This is a genomic window from Sphaerospermopsis torques-reginae ITEP-024 (assembly GCF_019598945.1).
Lineage (GTDB): Bacteria > Cyanobacteriota > Cyanobacteriia > Cyanobacteriales > Nostocaceae > Sphaerospermopsis.
Genome location: NZ_CP080598.1, coordinates 179,109 through 195,049 on the forward strand (window position 1 = coordinate 179,109; position 15,941 = coordinate 195,049).

Genomic DNA, 15,941 nt, shown 5'->3' on the forward strand with positions numbered 1-15,941 from the left:
TTGGTGATTGGGAATAATATTTATTATCCATTACCCATTACCCATTACCCATTACCTATTAACTGTTAACTGCGCTAATAGTTTGTAATAATTGGGTTGCTGTAAAAGGTTTGCACAAAAAAGCGTTAACACCCATATCATAAACTGCGTTGACTTTATCGCTGGGTGCTAGTCCGCTAACAGCAATAATTTTGATATTGGGATTAATTTTTTTCATGGTACGGATGCTGGTAAGTCCATCCATTGATGGCATGAATATATCAGTTAAAACTAAGGCTATTTGATCACGATGTTCTACATATAGGGCAATAGCTTCAATGCCATCACGGGCGGTAATTACTTGATAATTATAGCTTTCAAGTGATGTTTTTGTAATTTCACAAATTGCAGATTCATCATCGACAACTAAGATCATTTCTCCATTACCTTGCGGTAAAGATATTTCAGTTTCTTCTAAAATTTCGTTGGTATCTTGTGCAGGTAAATAAATTTTAAATTGACTGCCTTTTTTTTCTTCACTATAAACATTGATAAAACCACCATGACTTTTGACAATTCCCAATACTGTGGAAAGACCTAACCCAGTACCTTGACCAAATTCTTTGGTAGTAAAAAATGGTTCAAATATCCGGTCTATAATCGTAGATTTAATCCCAATTCCTGTATCAGTCACAGTAATGACAACATAAGGTTTAGCTTGAGCATCAATGTGGATTTGGGCGTAATTTTCATCAACTAAAAGATTTTCGGCAGTGATTGTTAATGTACCACCGTTGGGCATAGCATCACGGGCATTAACACATAAATTCATTAACACTTGATGTAATTGAGTAGCATCACCAGATACAGTCCAAAGATTTTGGGGAATTTGGGTGATAACTTCCATGTTTTTAGGAAATGTTTCTTGAATAATTTGCTGAATTTCAATGAGTAAATGTTTTAATTGTAAAATAGTGCGATCGCCATCCATTCCCTTAGCAAAAGATAATACTTGTTTAACTAAATTTGCACCGCGTTTAGCATTGCTAATTAATATAGGTATTAGTCGTCGAGCGCGTTCGTCCTTCACTTGAGTTTCCAAAATTTGCGCTGTCATTAAAATAGGTGCGAGGACATTATTTAAATCGTGGGCAATACCACTAGCTAAAGTGCCTATACTTTCTAGTCTTTGGGTGCGTAAAAATTGCTGTTCTAATTGCTTTTTTTGGGTAATATCAGTGTTAACAACTAAAATAGATTGGGGCTTGTTTCCAAATGCGGGTACTAAAGTCCAACGACTAGCAACGATTATTGTTTTACCACATTTGCTAATTTGCTCCAGTTCTCCTTCCCAAGAACCATGTTTCAGGAGTATTTTTAATGCTTCTGAAATTTGAGAAAAATTTTTTTCTGGACAAAGATGCTGGATTTTTTTTGTCAGGGCTTCTTCTTGACTCCAACCATATAGATGTTCAGCGGCTTTGTTCCAAAATAAAATTTGGTCATCTAAATCACCTACAAAAATAGCGTCTGTAGCGACATCAAGTAAAGCTGCTTGTTGGCGAATTTTGTGTTCTGTTTGTTTGCGTTCAATGGCGTAGCGGATCGAACGTTCTAATAAAGGTGCAGTTAATTGACTTTTTTCTAAATAATCGACTGCTCCGGTTTTCATAGCTTCCAAGTCTATGTGTCGATCTCCTTGACCTGTGAGTAAAATAAAAGGACAATTACAACCATTATTAATAGCTTCACGCAACAGTTCTAAACCATTATCTGCCCCTAAACGATAATCTATTAAATAGATATCATGTTGGTGTCGAGCGATCGCTTCCCTAGCTAATTGATAACTCTCCACCCATTCTAACTCACAACCAGTTACTTGAAATTCCTGAAACCAATCACGGGTTAAAATATAATCATCTTCATCATCATCAATTAACAAAACTTTAATGAGTCTGTCATTCATGATCGCCTCTTACTGCTTATAGGGGCAGTTCTACAATTTCAAACCAGTATTTTCCTATAGTTTTCATCACCTCAACTAAGGATGTGAAATTTCCAGGTTTTTGAATAAAGGAATTTGCCCCTAAATTGTATGTATTATATATATCTTCTTCTGTGTTAGAACTTGTCATGACTATAACGGGAATTATCCGGTGTTGGGGGTGATTTTTCAGTTCTTTTAGTACCTCCAATCCATGTTTTTTCGGCATATTTAAATCCAGGAAAATTAAACCTGGTCGCGGTGCTTTATTCACATCAGTATACAAGCCACGATGAGATAAATAATCCATCAATTCTTCACCATCCCTGACGATATGTAGTTTGATAGGCAATCGGCTTTCTAGCAAAGCATCATGAACTAATAAGCTATCATCATCGTCGTCATCAGCCATTAAAATGGTGACGTTTGGTTGCCGATCTTTCACTCTTAATGTCTCCTTTTTACTCATTACAAGTATTAATTAATTATTCAATTATTCCTAAGCATTCAGCAAGTGCTAATTAAATAAATTTACAGGCTGGTATTTGTATTTTTCAGCCGCTTGCTGAGGACTGACTGCCCTGGGTTGAATGCTGACAATTATCGAGTTGCCTGCAACTGCTGTCCACATTTGTACAATTAACATCATTTTGGGGTGTAGTAGTAATCCATCTCTGGGAAGAAAAATTAGAGATGAGAATTAATTGGTAAGGTAATAATAAATTTTGCTCCTTGTCCTGGTTGACTTTTTGCTGTAATAGTACCGTGATGGCGTTCAGTAATTTTGCGACAGATTGCTAAACCGATGCCCGTACCTTCGTATTCACTGCGACTATGCAACCTTTGAAAAACATTGAAAATGCGGTCAAGATATTTTTCTGCAAACCCAATACCATTATCTTCAACAATAATTTGATAATAGGTGTTACCAACGGATAAATCATCAATATCATTGTTGAAAAATTGACCATATATTTTGATCACAGGTGGTTGATTTGGACGATGAAACTTGAGGGCATTACCAATGAGATTTTGCAGTAATTGACGCATTTGTAGAGGATCACCTTGAATAATAGGTAATTCCCCTATTTCAATTTGTCCTCTAGTTTGCTGGATACTTACTTCTAAATCAGATAATACTTCTTGGGCAATTTGTGTTAAATTTACTGCTACATAAGGCTGCGCTCTAGTTGTGACTCGTGAAAGTGTTAATAATCCTTCAATTAATGTTTCCATTCTCAAGGCTGCATTTTGCATTCGTTGTAAATAATCCCTTCCTTGTTCACTTAAAAAGTCTCCACAAGTGACTTGCAACCTTTCGCAAAATGTTTTAATTTTCCGCAGTGGTTCTTGTAAATCGTGAGAAGCAATAAAAGCAAATTGTTGCAGTTCTTCGTTAGAACGAGCTAGTTCTTGTCGTTGTTTGGTTTCTTGTTCTAAAATCAAACTTTGTGCTAAAGCTATACCAATTTGGTCTGCAAGTTGTCGCAAGAGTCCAATTTCCCAGTTTGTCCATTGACGGGTATGTAAACATTGATGGGCAACTAGCAAACCCCACATTTGATTTTGGCGAAAAATAGGAACGACAAGGTTAGCTTTAACTGCAAATTGTTGCAGAAATTCTACATGACAGGGTTGAATCTCTGCTTTCTCGATGTCGCTAATAGCACTAATTCGCCCTTGACTGTATTGTTGGATATAATTTTTACTGAAACAAGGATCATTGATGTTTTGTCCGAGAACAACAGGTAAACCGGGAACTACAGCTTCTTTGACTGCGAGGAAAGAACCATTTCCATTCAGTTGTAAAATTAATACTCGATCTGCTTGGAGTAGCTTTTGTACTTCGGTAACGCTGGTTTGGAGGATGTCCTCTATTTGTAAAGATTGCCGAATTTTCAGGGTGATATTGGCGAATAATTGCGATCGCAAGTTTTGTCTTTGTAATTCTGCTTCGGCTCGTTTGCGATCAGTCATATCCATCATGAACCCAATCATCCGCACTGGTTTATTTGTTTGGTCTTGAACAATATAACCACGGTCAAAAATATAGGCATAAGTACCATCTTTCCGCAAAAATCGGTATTCATTCGACCAGAATTGTTTATTACTATCAATTACAGCACGCAGATCAGAATTAATTCGTTGTCTATCATCTGGATGTATTCTTTCACGCCACCAATTAACATCTAAATACACTTCTTCGGATGTATAACCAAAAAGTGACTGTACTGATTGATTCCACCATACCTGATTGGTGAGTAAATCCCAATCCCTCAACACATCATTAGTAGCCAGGGCAACTATTTTAAATCTTTCTTCACTTTTTTTGATTGCTTCTTCTATTCTTTGATGCTCAATTTGTTTACGCTGAGTAATATCCATAGATACCCCACATATTTGTAAGGGTACTCCTGATGAGTTGCAATAAACTGAACCTTTACTAGCTAACCAGCGAATACTACCATCAGCCAAAACCACACGAAATTCAATTTCAAATGTTTCTCCGTCTTCAATAACTTGTTGATAAGTGCGGTTCACCAATTCTCGATCTTGGCTATGAATGCAGTTTAAAATAGTTTGATATGTGTGATGATAATTAACTTTCTCCAAACCCAAAAGACTTTCCAGATTATCCGATATAGTAATTTTATTGGTTGGGATATCGAAAGTCCAGATGCTGATGCCAGTTGCTTCTAATACCATCTTAATTTGTGTTTCCCAGTGATGCACTTGCTCACTTTGTCCTGGTATTTTTTTAGTCATTGAAAATCCCTTCTCCATTGCCAGTAAGCAGCCGATCGCTTTGTAATAAAGACAATTTTTAACAACTACTTACGTAAAATTGCATAAAAATTAGTTATGAAAACTCCATGTCTTCTGACCAAACCCAAAGCTGAAGATAGTTTTGGCATTACCTTGGCTCCATTATTGCTGGAGGAAATATATACCAAAGCTGATAACCCAGCTAATGGTGCAGTAGTAGTAATGAGTGGGATGGTTCGTAATCAAACAGATGGTAAAGCTGTGGTAGCTTTAGAGTATCAAGCTTATGAACCGATGGCTTTACAGGTATTTTATCAAATTGCCGCTGATATTCGCAGCCAATGGCCGGATGTGAATCGCGTAGTCATATATCATCGGATCGGGCGGTTAAAAATTGGGGAAATTAGTGTTTTAGTAGCCGTGGGATCTCCCCATCGCCGTGAGGCGTTTGCAGCTTGTCAGTATGCTATTGATACTCTTAAACACAATGCACCAATTTGGAAAAAAGAACATTGGCAAGATGGTTCTAGTTCCTGGGTAAGTATTGGTGCTTGTGAACAAGAATGTTGAGGTTTTTTCGGTTAAGCCCAAAAAATCTAATAAGGGTTTGCTGAATAAATGGGAAAACATTACAGTTAAAGAATTTGAGCTATTTTGACTTTCAAAAAATGTCAGAGTTTTGAGGGTAAGAACTAAAAAACCTGGCACTGGAGATAAAAATTAAAACTTATACCAATTCTGTATGAAGATGCGCCAAATTATCTAACGAACCGCAAAGAACACAAAGAACACAAAGAAAGAGGTCAGAAAATTTAGCGCAGCCTCATAAAGAAACGGTATTACCCACTGTCTAAAACTGTCACCTGTTATAATTAGCAAAAGATTTTGTTAAGTATCTTAACAAGTAGAGAGCTTTTTGTTGCAATCATTTACATTATTTCAGTTTGTAACTATTTTGTGTAAGCTGAAGGAATATGCCTTTAGACTAATGACGATATGGACATCATTCAGACAGGAATAAAGGCAAATGTGTTTAGTAAACTTATTTTGTCATGAGTTTGTAGTTGCTGTTTCTGCGGTAGCTTGTATGGTTGGTTTGTTGTTGCTTTGGGATAGTAAACAAGAAACCAATGAAGCACAAGTAACAGAAGAAACGCTATTAAGAATGAGTTTTAGTTATTGGTTAGTTTACTGTCTTGCTTTTGGCATTGAGAAAATGGTTTTACCCCATTGGGAAGGTTTAACCATGACTCTAAAAATTACTACAGCTTTGTCATATTTTTTAACATTTTCTTGTATTTTAAGTTTGCCATTACATAAATTTGCTGTACATGAAGTTGAAGAATAGTCAAACATCAAAAGAGGAGCTTTTTAAACTCCTCTCCTGATTATTTGTGATCTTCATGAAATTTTCATAGCCACAGCGATCGCATTTTCTAATTGATCCTGTGATAACTGAGTGAGAACAAAAACCTCTTGCACCGTTTTACCCTGGCGTGCAATAACTTTATAACCCCCACGAATGGGTACAGACACACGCAATTTCATTTGTGGCGCGTGACCTTTAACTCTACCAATTACCGCAGGTGTGACAGTAGTAATACCATTCTGTTTACACAAACGTTCTAAAATAGGTATGAGTCCGGGAAGGTGGGTAGAATGATTCCAAACAAGTCTACCATCAGTGGGTTTACTCATGATGGTTTACGCAGCTTCCAGAGGTGCCATTGTTAACCCAGCACGGCGCAACTGTTGATGATATAGTTCTGCTGGTTCTTGGGGACCTACCCAAACTATGGCTTGTCCTTCATAATGTACTTGGTTAGTCAGTTCCCAGGCGCGATCGCTCGACATTCCCGGAATATACTTCACTAAACATTCAGCCACGTGCTGAAAAGTATTGAAATCATCATTGAGAACAATCACCTTATAATTAGGATAGGTTTTCCGAGTAACTTGACTCACCCGATCCGGTGTTACAGTTGGTGCGGAAGCCATTCCATAAATAGCTGCAAGTCTTGTCTCCATAAATAAACTACATTTTCCAAAAAAACACTTCAAATATCTAGTTTAATTGGAAAGAGGTGACAGGTGACAGGTAACAGGTGACAGGTGACAGGTGACAGGTGACAGGTTACAGTAAAGAAAATGATCAGCTTTTCACAGAGATTCCCATTCTTCCCTGCTAATATTAGCTTGACGTAAAATTCGACTCAATAAACTAGGACTGATATCAGCTTGATGGGGATTGGGAATTGTGAGTTTAAAGTCACCTTTAATCATATATTGATGTTTGCCACCAGGAAATGGTCCATCAAAACCTAAAATTTTGAGATAATTAATGAGCTTGTCCTAAGTTGACAATTTAATAAACAAACCTGTACACTCATAGACAAACCTATGAGTGACTTTATGTTTAAACCTCATGAATTTGCTAAAAAAATCGGAGTTTCAGTCAAGACCTTGCAAAGATGGGATGTTGAAGGAAGACTTCCAGCCAAAAGAACATTGTCGGGGCATCGTTTTTATACTGAAGATGATTTACTGATTACCCAGGGATTAAAACCTGTAGACTCAAAACGAAAAGTAGTTGTTTATTGTAGAGTTTCTTCGAGTAGCCAAAAACCCGAACTCAGAAACCAAGTATCCGCGATGGAAACATTTTGTTTGAGTCGTGGGTTAGCTGTTGATGATTGGGTTTCAGAGATTGGAAGCGGATTAAACTTTAAAAGAAAAAAGTTTTTATCAATTATGTTATCAATGCTTAAAGGCGAAATATCGACAATTGTTGTGGCGCACAAAGACAGAATGTGTCGGTTTGCTTTTGACTTTATTATGGAATTAGCAAGTTCCGTGAGGTGTCAGATCATAGTTGCAAATCAGGAATCTTTATCACCTCAACAAGAATTAGTGGAAGACCTAATGGCAATTATCCACTGCTTTTCTTGTCGATTGTACGGATTGAGGAATTACTCCAAAGAAATCAAGGATCATCTCAAAAATGCTATTGACAACCCTGTACAAGATATGTCAGATTTAGACAGCAAAGAAATACAGTGTTGAGGTCGAGCAATGCTTTTATCTATCAAAACAAAACTCAAGTTAAACAAAACCCAGGAAATATTCATGGCTAAACACGCTGGTATAGCAAGGTTTACCTATAATTGGGGTTTAGCTACTTGGCAGGATTTGTACAAAGATGGATTAAAGCCAAACAAATACATCCTCAAGAAATTCTTTAATAATCATGTAAAACCTGAATTGGCATGGATTAAAGAAAAAGGTATTTGCCAGAAAATCACTCAATACGCTTTTGATAGTTTAGGTGAAGCTTTTCAAAGATTCTTTAAAGGACAGTCTCAATATCCTAACTTCAAAAAGAAAGGAAAAAATGATAGTTTTACAATTGATGCAGGTGGTAAACCAATTCCTGTAGGTGGTACATCAATAAAACTACCGACAATTGGATGGGTAAAAACTTATGAAGGATTACCTCACAGCACCTGTAAAAGTATTATTATTTCCAGGACTGCTGATAGTTGGTATATAGCCTTTTCTTATGAACAAGAATGTCAACCAACTATCAAAAACCATGCTGTTGTTGGTGTTGATTTAGGAGTCAAGGAACTAGCTACACTAAGCACTGGTGTTATATTTCCTAATCCTAAACACTATAAACAGAATCTAGCTAAACTACAAAGATTATCCAAAGTCTATTGTAGAAAAGCTAAAGGTTCAAACAATAAGCATAAAGCTAAAATTAAACTGGCTAGACATCATGCAAGAATAGCAAACCTGAGAAAAGATACTCTTCATAAACTTACTACTTACTTATGCAAAAACCACGCCAAGATAGTAGTAGAAGATTTGAATGTTTCAGGGATGTTATCAAACCATAAATTAGCCCAAGCAATAGCTGATTGTGGGTTTCATGAGTTTAAGCGTCAGCTAGAATATAAAGCTAAAAAGTTTGGTTGTGAAATTATAATTGCTGATAGATTTTATCCATCAAGTAAAACCTGTTCTCACTGTGGACATAGAAAAGATAGTCTTTCTTTATCTGAAAGAATTTATCACTGCGAGAACTGTAGTTTTGAGATGGATAGGGATCTGAATGCTGCAATTAATTTATCGCGTTTGGCTAAAGCGTGAAAGTCTACCGAGGGATAACTGCTCCCATGCTCCCGTTGAAGTAGAAAGTAAAGTCTAGTTTTGTCTAGGTTTTATATAGCAGATCACGTCGCTTAACTGGACTCCAAGGAGGCATTAAGCCACCTCCTGATTAATATTAATATCAATATCATCTAAAATTGGTAAAGTATGACCTAAACGTAACCCTAAAATTATCCAACCTTCCAGAGTATTTTGTAACTCTTCCCTACAATTTTCTAAAGTTGTACTATTTGCCCATACACCAGAACATTCGGGAATTTCTGCGTAAAAAGTCCCATCTTCCAACAACTCATAAGTTGCTTTGTGCATTGCTTTGTGAATGTAATCTATTAACATTGCTGACGTTTTACAAAAAAAATACTTCAAATATCTAGTTTACTTTATGGTTGGGTTGAGAATTGACAGCACTTAAGCAAGACTACAATAAAGAATATATAAACTAATAACAGGTGAAAAATGAACACCTTTGAATTATATACAACAGACTTTCATGCTTGGACTCAAGAACAAGTTAATTTACTCAAAACTCAACAATGGCATACATTAGACACCGTTAACCTCATTGAAGAACTGGAAACCTTGGGAAGAAAAGAAAGACAAGAATTGAGAAATAGACTAGCAGTGTTGTTAGGACATCTATTAAAATGGCAATTTCAAGCAGAAAAACGTACTAACAGTTGGTTGAGTACAATTAAAGAACAACGTATTCAAATTAAACTACTTTTAGAAGATAGTCCTAGCTTAAAACCCTATTTGGAGGAAATGTTTCTCACAGCTTATGAACTAGGTTTAGCATTAGCAATAAGAGAAACTCAACTCGGTGAAAAAATATTTCCCGAAATATGTCCTTACACTTGTGAACAAACCCTAAACTCGGAATTTTTACCAGAATAGGTGACAGGTGACAGGTGACAGTGAAGAGGGAATAGAGAATAGGAGTATTCTTTATCCTGACTTCTGACTTCTGTTTTACTTCCAATCTTGCCAATTTTGATTAAAAATAGAAGTATCAGGAAAAGCAGTAGGATTACCGTTTTTCTCTAAAATACCTTTTAAAACCTGCAATTTTGGTTCTAATCTTGGTAAATCATCAACTAACTGATAGGGTGCTATATTTTCCTTGAGTGCAAAACTAGCGACAGTTCCCGCAGCAGCACCAGCAGACCATTCAAAAGAATGCACGCGATAAGCAGCAGCAGCTATGTGACTGGTAGCAATACTTTTACCTCCTACTAATAAATTATCAATTTTTTGGGGAATCATTGCTCTCAGGGCAATTTGAAAAGGATAAGCGTTACCTCCACCCCGTCTTTCTCCCGGACGTTCTATATTACCAGGTGCTTCTGGTGGACTGTTCAACATACAGGGGTGAAAGTCTATAGCGTAGTGACCGATACCCACAGCATCCGGGAAAATAGTGGAACGGCGACGCTTTCTTGCCTTATTTGGACTGACTTCACCCCTAATTACTAATATTGCTTCTATACCTGCTAGTGTCGCTTTTAACTGACGGTACATATCTGCGGGCAGAGTTTTCCGGTAATATTCATCATTATAATTATGGCGAGAAATATCAACTTCCCAAATACCAAACCCTAGGGGTTGTCCCCAACTGGGACGGCCAATAATGCGTCTTCCTTCACGCATATATGGATATTTTGATAAACCAGATGCAGTTCCCATTGGTGAATTTATACCAGTTAACAAACGGTTATTTGGTTGGGGTGTTTTCACATTTGCACCGAGTTGAGAGTCAGTAGTTCCCGCTACTAACCAGTAATAATAAGCGAGAGCTTTTTCTTCTCCTTTACGGAGGGTTTCGGTTCTTAGTCCTCCTTTCCAGCCACCGGGTTGTAATTGACCGGTCGCTTGTAATTGTTTTTGTGTATAAATTAAATTATCCTGTGCTGTTCCTGGTCGGTAGTCATTACCCCAAGTCCAGTTTTGCATAGATATGTCCCCAGGGGTGGGAGTTGTAAAATTAATACCACCGAATTTAGTTTGTTTACCTTTTTGGGGACTCCAAATACGACGATAGGTAAAAACTAAATCAAAATTGGCTAATCTTGATAGTTCATAACTAAAATATGGGGCATATTGATGATAAAGTGGGGGCATGATTTGAGGTTGTGGTTCTTGAGTTGCCTCCATTGCAAAAGTATATGTAAAACCTTGGGTACAATAGGGATCATTTGTAGTGCTAGAAGATGAAGGTTCGAGATAGGAAAGGGGATCAATTCCTAAACGATAAGGTACATCTGCTAAAGCGATAATTTCCCCAGTTTCACTTGCATCTATAACATACCATTTATTATTATTTTTCTGTGATTGTTTGGGTAAAAAACGAATGATATTTTTATTAAAACGGGAGGAATTTTGATAATTGTAAGCGTCTTCTATGGTTTGGGAGAGGGTGAAGGTGTTTAAAGGTGGGGCGTTTTTTGCTGGTTGATGTTGAATGGCGATCGCACTATTTATAATTTTACCATCTGCACTAATTTGTAAATCTTTAATTACCGTATTTGGAAATAAATGTAATTTTCCTCGACCCCTTTTTTCTGCATCTTTTAACATTCGAGAAATGATATTATGAGCATCACGGGGAAGAAAACAAGAGTCACTTACCCAACAGTCACCGGGGTTAAGTTGACCATATTTCTGTTCAATGCGGTTTCGCAATTCCAAATATCCACGAGAAAAAAATAGTTTTGCGCGTTGAGTTGGTCTTTCATCTAACGCAGATGTACCTTGAGAGGAAATTTGTCCCCCTAACCAGTCGGTTATTTCTGTTAAACAAACGGTGTTTCCTGCAAGTAAACTTTCGTAAGCTGTTGCAACTCCAGAAAGTCCACCACCGACAATTAAAATTTCACAGTTGACTGTTTTATCTGGGTTTCTGGGTGGGGTTGCGGTAACGGAATACGGTGTGAGGAAGGTGGTTAGTAGGGTGATGCTGATGAGACGTTTCATGGTTGATGCAATATGTCTACTATGTCATTTTGTAGACGGTGGTTGTGGGGGAAAGGTTCTTTGTCAGTGGGAGTTAAGTATAGGTAGGAATAAATGAACCACGAAGAAGCGAAGGACACGAAGAGGAGAGGGTAAGAGAGAGATTTTCTGTGAGTCAGCACACAATATCTACTTTACAGCTAGTCGTAATGACATTGATCAATTCGCTCAAGATATCCGAGTCATTATTCCAGAATTAGTTGAAAAAAGTGGTATTAGAAAAAAGTGATGCTCTGAAAATAAAACTAAGATTTTTCCCTTGTCTTGTTACTGCAAATAACTGCTAATTTAACTTCTACTAACGCTGCTTCCTCTGGAGTTAGTTCTAAAAATTCTGCAACTGTTCCCACTTTCCAACCTTTAGCTTCCAGAAGTTCCTGCTTTGATTTTTTCATATTTCTATCCTGATGATATTACTGGTGTGACATAATTATGGTAAAGTAAGATAGCAGAAATGTAAACCAAACTGCATGATCAACATGGAAAACACCACAATTTCTATTCCTGTAGATGCTGCCATAGCACAGGCTTACACAAAATCCTCTGAAGAAGAACAAAAAAAGATTCAATTTCTCTTAGCCTTACGCATGAGAGAATTATTAGATAAACCTCCTATGTCTCTGAGTCAATTAATGGATGAAATCGGCACAAAAGCAGAAGCGAGGGGATTAACTTCTGAAATTTTAGAGGATTTACTAAATGACGAATAACTCCAGGTTTCTCATAGATACTATGAATATAAAAATTATCACACCTCAAATATTTATTAATCAACTATAATCACAATTTTTATACTTTTATACACTTTTTATACACTTCCATCAAACACCAAGCTGATTGATAGATACCTTGCTTTCCCCTAATCTGCTAATATCAAACAACCACTGCGAAAACCAGTCACTCCAGATTGATAATCTATCATAGACATACCACCGCAAAAAACAACCTTACAGATAGGGAAAGTGCCATGAACAGCAAAAAACCCATTTTTGCAAAATCAGCTTTAAAAATCGCCATTTTATTATCACCGTTACTGTTATCTACAGGTTTTCTGGGTGGAAAACTGCAACTTTCCGCTACTGCTCAGGTATTATCCAATCAGGAACGGGAAGAATTAAACCGACTACGACAGGAAACCCGCATTCAAAAGCAAGTACAGTCAGACTTTGAGCGTGCTTTTACTCGCACGAATACCCTGCTTAATATTTGGTTGACTGTTTTAAGTTTATTTCCTGTGGTTTTAATTGCTACATTATGGTTATTAAGAAAAGCTATAATTAAGGATATTGTTGACCGTTCAATGCAGCAAATACAAGGAATTGAAAAGCTGCAAACTCAATTAATTACTGTTAATCAAGATGCGGAAAATTTAATTAAAAATTCTCAAAATCTCACTCAAGAATTAGCACGGGAAGTTAATAAACTGAAAACCGCAATTAAAGGTGAAGAAGAAAATTTATCTATTCTTTTATCAGATTTACCTAAATCAAAACAGGAATTTCTCACAGCTTTAGAAAGAGAAGTTACATCTGCTCAAGCAAATATTAGTGATTTGGAATTTAGGTTAAATACTCAATTAGAACAAGTTACTTTATCTGCTCAACAACAAAAAATCACCATTGAAAATGTCAGAAAATTAGAAGCTGAGTTAGTTTCTCAATATAAGCAAATGAAGTCAGCAGTAGAAAATCAAAAAGATGCTGCTATTAATGATATTGAAACAACTCGTTCTCAATTAATATCTCAACTTCATGGTTTAGAATCGGCAACTTTACAACAAAAAGAAGATACTTTTGAAAGTATATCACAATCACGCTCAGATTTTACTGATCAGTTATTTCACTTTCAGTCAGATGCTCAACATCAAACAGATATTTTTATTGAGAATTTAGAAAAATTAAATAATCTGTTTAAATCCCAACTTTCTGAATTACAAATTGATGCTGAAAACCAACAAGGTAGTTTATTTGATAATTTAAATAAATTACAGCTTGAGTTTTCTCAACAACTATCATTATTACAAAATTCTGCTCAAGTTCGTCAACAGGAAATTATTGATAATTTAGCAAAATCAGGTAATGAGTTGATCTCTCAGTTGTCTGATGTTCATAGTGATATACAGAAAGATATTCAACAACAGAAATCACAGATTTTACAGAATTTACAAAATCTAGAATCTGCATCTCTTCAACAAATTAGAGAATTACAAAATGTCGCTGAAGTTCGTCAACAGCAAATTGTTGATAATTTAGAAAAATCAGGTGATGAGTTTATTTCTCAGTTCGCTGATATTCAAACTGATATTCAACAACAGAAATCACAAATTTTACAGAATTTACAAAATCTAGAATCTGCATCTCTTCAACAAATTAGAGAATTACAAAATGTTGCGGAAGTGCGTCAACAACAAATTGTTGAGAATTTAGAAAATTCTGGTGATGAGTTTATTTCTCAGTTTGCTGATATTCAAACTGATATTCAACATCAGAAATCACAGATTTTACAGAATTTGCAAAAGTTAGAATTTGAGTCTATGGATCAACTCAGGATTTTACCTAATGTTGCGGAAGTGCGTCAACAGCAAATAGTTGAGAAATTGCAAAAATCAGGTGATGAGTTTATTTCTCAGTTTGCTGATATTCAAACTGATATTCAAAAACAAAAATCGCAGATTTTACACAATTTGCAAAAGTTAGAATCTGAATCTATCAACCAAATTAAGGTTTTACAAAATGTCGCGGAAGTACGTCAACAGCAAATTGTTGAGAATTTAGCAAAGTCTGGTGATGAGTTTATTTCTCAATTTGTTGATATTCAAAGTAATTTTGAACAACAGAAGTTGAGCATTTTGGAGAAGTTAGAACAGTTAGAAAAATTAGAAGCTGAATTTGTTAAACAACTTGCAGAATTACAGTTAGATGCTCAAACTCGGAAAGAGTCTATTTTACAAGAGTTAGCAACTATTCAACCTCAATTTATAGCTGAACCTGAAAATACACAAGTAAATATACAAGTACAAGAACCCGCAACCGAAACAATACCACAAACGATACCAGAAACCACACAACCAGAAGTTGCTGTTGATGATTATATCAAAGAAGCGGAAACGCTGTTTACAGAAAAACGTTATGAGGATGCTTTAGCAATTTATGAACAAATCGTTAACATTCAACCTGATAATGCAGAAGTTTGGTTAAAACGGGGTTTAATTCTTAGTCGTTTAAAAAGATACAAAGATGCGATATTGTCTTACAATAAAGCTATTAAAATTAACCCTGAATATCATCAAGCTTGGTGTGATATTGGTGTAGCTTGTGGTAATTTAGGTAAACACAAAGAAGCATTCAATTGTTTTGATAAAGCTACTCAGATAAAACCAAATGATAGTGTAGCTTGGTTAAATCGTGGTTTATCTTTAGTAGAATTGGAACGTTATGAAGATGCGATCGCTTCTTTTGATCAAGCTTTAAAATTTCAACCCAACTCCCCGAAAATTTGGGATAAACGTGGTTACACCTTGGTAAGATTAGGCAGAGATGACGAAGCAATTACTAATTTCGATAAAGCACTAGAAATTAAACCAGACTATGCAAGTGCTTACTATAATAAAGCTGCTTGTTATGCACTACAAAGAGAAGTGGAACTAGCAGTAGAGAATTTGCAAAAAGCAATTGAACTTAAACCTAGTTATAAGGAAGATGCAGCTACAGATATAGATTTTGATGATATTAATAAAGAGCAAAGCTTCCAACAATTAATTCAGATTTAGTCATGAGAAATTAAAAATACCCCTGCATAGTTTCTACACAAATTAGAAGCTATAAAGGGGTAATTTGAAGTCATTAATGTCTCTTGCAAGGAGAGGGGGATGGAGCAGAGAAATTGAACAATAGGTAAGCTGCAATTGTGCAAGGAAAAGCCTTAACAACAACGTAGTTTCCTTTCTAGGAAATCCTATCAATACCTCTTGATTGAAGATATAACTTATTTCTCCCATACCTCATCTATCTAGAGAAATAGTCAAAATCTA

General features: G+C 36.1%; 16 protein-coding genes. 7 read left to right on the top strand and 9 right to left on the bottom strand.

Translation table 11 applies throughout. The annotated features are described in order from the left end of the window. Positions 1-58 precede the first annotated feature (58 nt). From K2F26_RS00660 to K2F26_RS00670, 3 genes are all read right to left on the bottom strand, one after another. Entirely contained in the window at positions 59-1,945 is a 1,887-nt protein-coding gene (locus tag K2F26_RS00660; protein ID WP_220609962.1) for a hybrid sensor histidine kinase/response regulator, read from the bottom strand. 16 nt (positions 1,946-1,961) lie between these two features. Further along, positions 1,962-2,408, bottom strand: a complete 447-nt coding sequence (locus tag K2F26_RS00665) for a response regulator (RefSeq protein ID WP_220611725.1) — start codon at positions 2,406-2,408, stop codon at positions 1,962-1,964. A 242-nt stretch (positions 2,409-2,650) separates the two neighbouring features. Further along, positions 2,651-4,729, bottom strand: coding sequence for a PAS domain-containing sensor histidine kinase (locus K2F26_RS00670; RefSeq protein WP_220609963.1), 2,079 nt, complete (start codon positions 4,727-4,729; stop codon positions 2,651-2,653). A 96-nt stretch (positions 4,730-4,825) separates the two neighbouring features. On the opposite strand from K2F26_RS00670, the gene K2F26_RS00675 reads away from it, so the two are divergent. Beyond that, positions 4,826-5,299, top strand: a complete 474-nt coding sequence (locus K2F26_RS00675) for a molybdenum cofactor biosynthesis protein MoaE (RefSeq protein WP_220609964.1) — start codon at positions 4,826-4,828, stop codon at positions 5,297-5,299. Positions 5,300-5,756: 457 nt separating this feature from the next. Next, positions 5,757-6,077 (top strand): hypothetical protein, encoded by a 321-nt coding sequence (locus K2F26_RS00680; RefSeq protein ID WP_220609965.1) that lies wholly within the window; start codon positions 5,757-5,759, stop codon positions 6,075-6,077. 53 nt (positions 6,078-6,130) lie between these two features. Here the strand turns inward: K2F26_RS00680 and K2F26_RS00685 are convergent, their stop codons facing one another. The 3 genes from K2F26_RS00685 to K2F26_RS00695 form a co-directional block, all read right to left on the bottom strand. After that, the gene (locus K2F26_RS00685) at positions 6,131-6,427 is read right to left on the bottom strand and encodes a DUF2103 domain-containing protein (protein WP_220609966.1); all 297 of its coding nucleotides are present in this window, start codon (positions 6,425-6,427) and stop codon (positions 6,131-6,133) included. A 6-nt stretch (positions 6,428-6,433) separates the two neighbouring features. Further along, positions 6,434-6,757 (bottom strand): ATP-dependent Clp protease adapter ClpS, encoded by a 324-nt coding sequence (gene clpS / locus K2F26_RS00690; protein ID WP_194055704.1) that lies wholly within the window; start codon positions 6,755-6,757, stop codon positions 6,434-6,436. 132 nt (positions 6,758-6,889) lie between these two features. Continuing rightward, on the bottom strand, positions 6,890-7,072 hold the full coding sequence (locus tag K2F26_RS00695; protein WP_220611726.1) for a type II toxin-antitoxin system HicA family toxin: 183 nt from the start codon (positions 7,070-7,072) through the stop codon (positions 6,890-6,892). A 69-nt stretch (positions 7,073-7,141) separates the two neighbouring features. Here K2F26_RS00695 and K2F26_RS00700 point away from each other — a divergent pair, with 69 nt between their 5' ends. Next, positions 7,142-7,792 carry an IS607 family transposase gene (locus K2F26_RS00700; RefSeq protein WP_220611727.1) on the top strand — a complete coding sequence of 217 codons (651 nt, stop codon included), beginning with the start codon at positions 7,142-7,144 and terminating at the stop codon, positions 7,790-7,792. Between the two features lie 9 nt (positions 7,793-7,801). Beyond that, positions 7,802-8,881 (top strand): RNA-guided endonuclease InsQ/TnpB family protein, encoded by a 1,080-nt coding sequence (locus tag K2F26_RS00705; RefSeq protein ID WP_220609967.1) that lies wholly within the window; start codon positions 7,802-7,804, stop codon positions 8,879-8,881. A gap of 114 nt (positions 8,882-8,995) precedes the next feature. On the opposite strand, the gene K2F26_RS00710 is transcribed toward K2F26_RS00705, so the two are convergent. Beyond that, positions 8,996-9,238 carry a type II toxin-antitoxin system HicB family antitoxin gene (locus tag K2F26_RS00710; RefSeq protein ID WP_194055706.1) on the bottom strand — a complete coding sequence of 81 codons (243 nt, stop codon included), beginning with the start codon at positions 9,236-9,238 and terminating at the stop codon, positions 8,996-8,998. Positions 9,239-9,358: 120 nt separating this feature from the next. Between K2F26_RS00710 and K2F26_RS00715 the strand changes: the two genes are divergently transcribed. Continuing rightward, entirely contained in the window at positions 9,359-9,796 is a 438-nt protein-coding gene (locus K2F26_RS00715; RefSeq protein ID WP_194055708.1) for a DUF29 domain-containing protein, read from the top strand. Positions 9,797-9,871: 75 nt separating this feature from the next. On the opposite strand, the gene K2F26_RS00720 is transcribed toward K2F26_RS00715, so the two are convergent. Beyond that, a complete protein-coding gene (locus tag K2F26_RS00720; RefSeq protein WP_220609968.1) occupies positions 9,872-11,872 on the bottom strand; it encodes an FAD-dependent oxidoreductase in 2,001 nt (666 codons plus the stop codon). Between the two features lie 284 nt (positions 11,873-12,156). Continuing rightward, the gene (locus K2F26_RS00725; protein WP_194055712.1) at positions 12,157-12,306 is read right to left on the bottom strand and encodes a hypothetical protein; all 150 of its coding nucleotides are present in this window, start codon (positions 12,304-12,306) and stop codon (positions 12,157-12,159) included. An 84-nt stretch (positions 12,307-12,390) separates the two neighbouring features. On the opposite strand from K2F26_RS00725, the gene K2F26_RS00730 reads away from it, so the two are divergent. Continuing rightward, entirely contained in the window at positions 12,391-12,621 is a 231-nt protein-coding gene (locus K2F26_RS00730; protein WP_220609969.1) for a hypothetical protein, read from the top strand. Between the two features lie 257 nt (positions 12,622-12,878). Next, positions 12,879-15,680 (top strand): tetratricopeptide repeat protein, encoded by a 2,802-nt coding sequence (locus tag K2F26_RS00735; RefSeq protein WP_220609970.1) that lies wholly within the window; start codon positions 12,879-12,881, stop codon positions 15,678-15,680. The last annotated feature ends 261 nt before the right edge of the window (positions 15,681-15,941 follow it).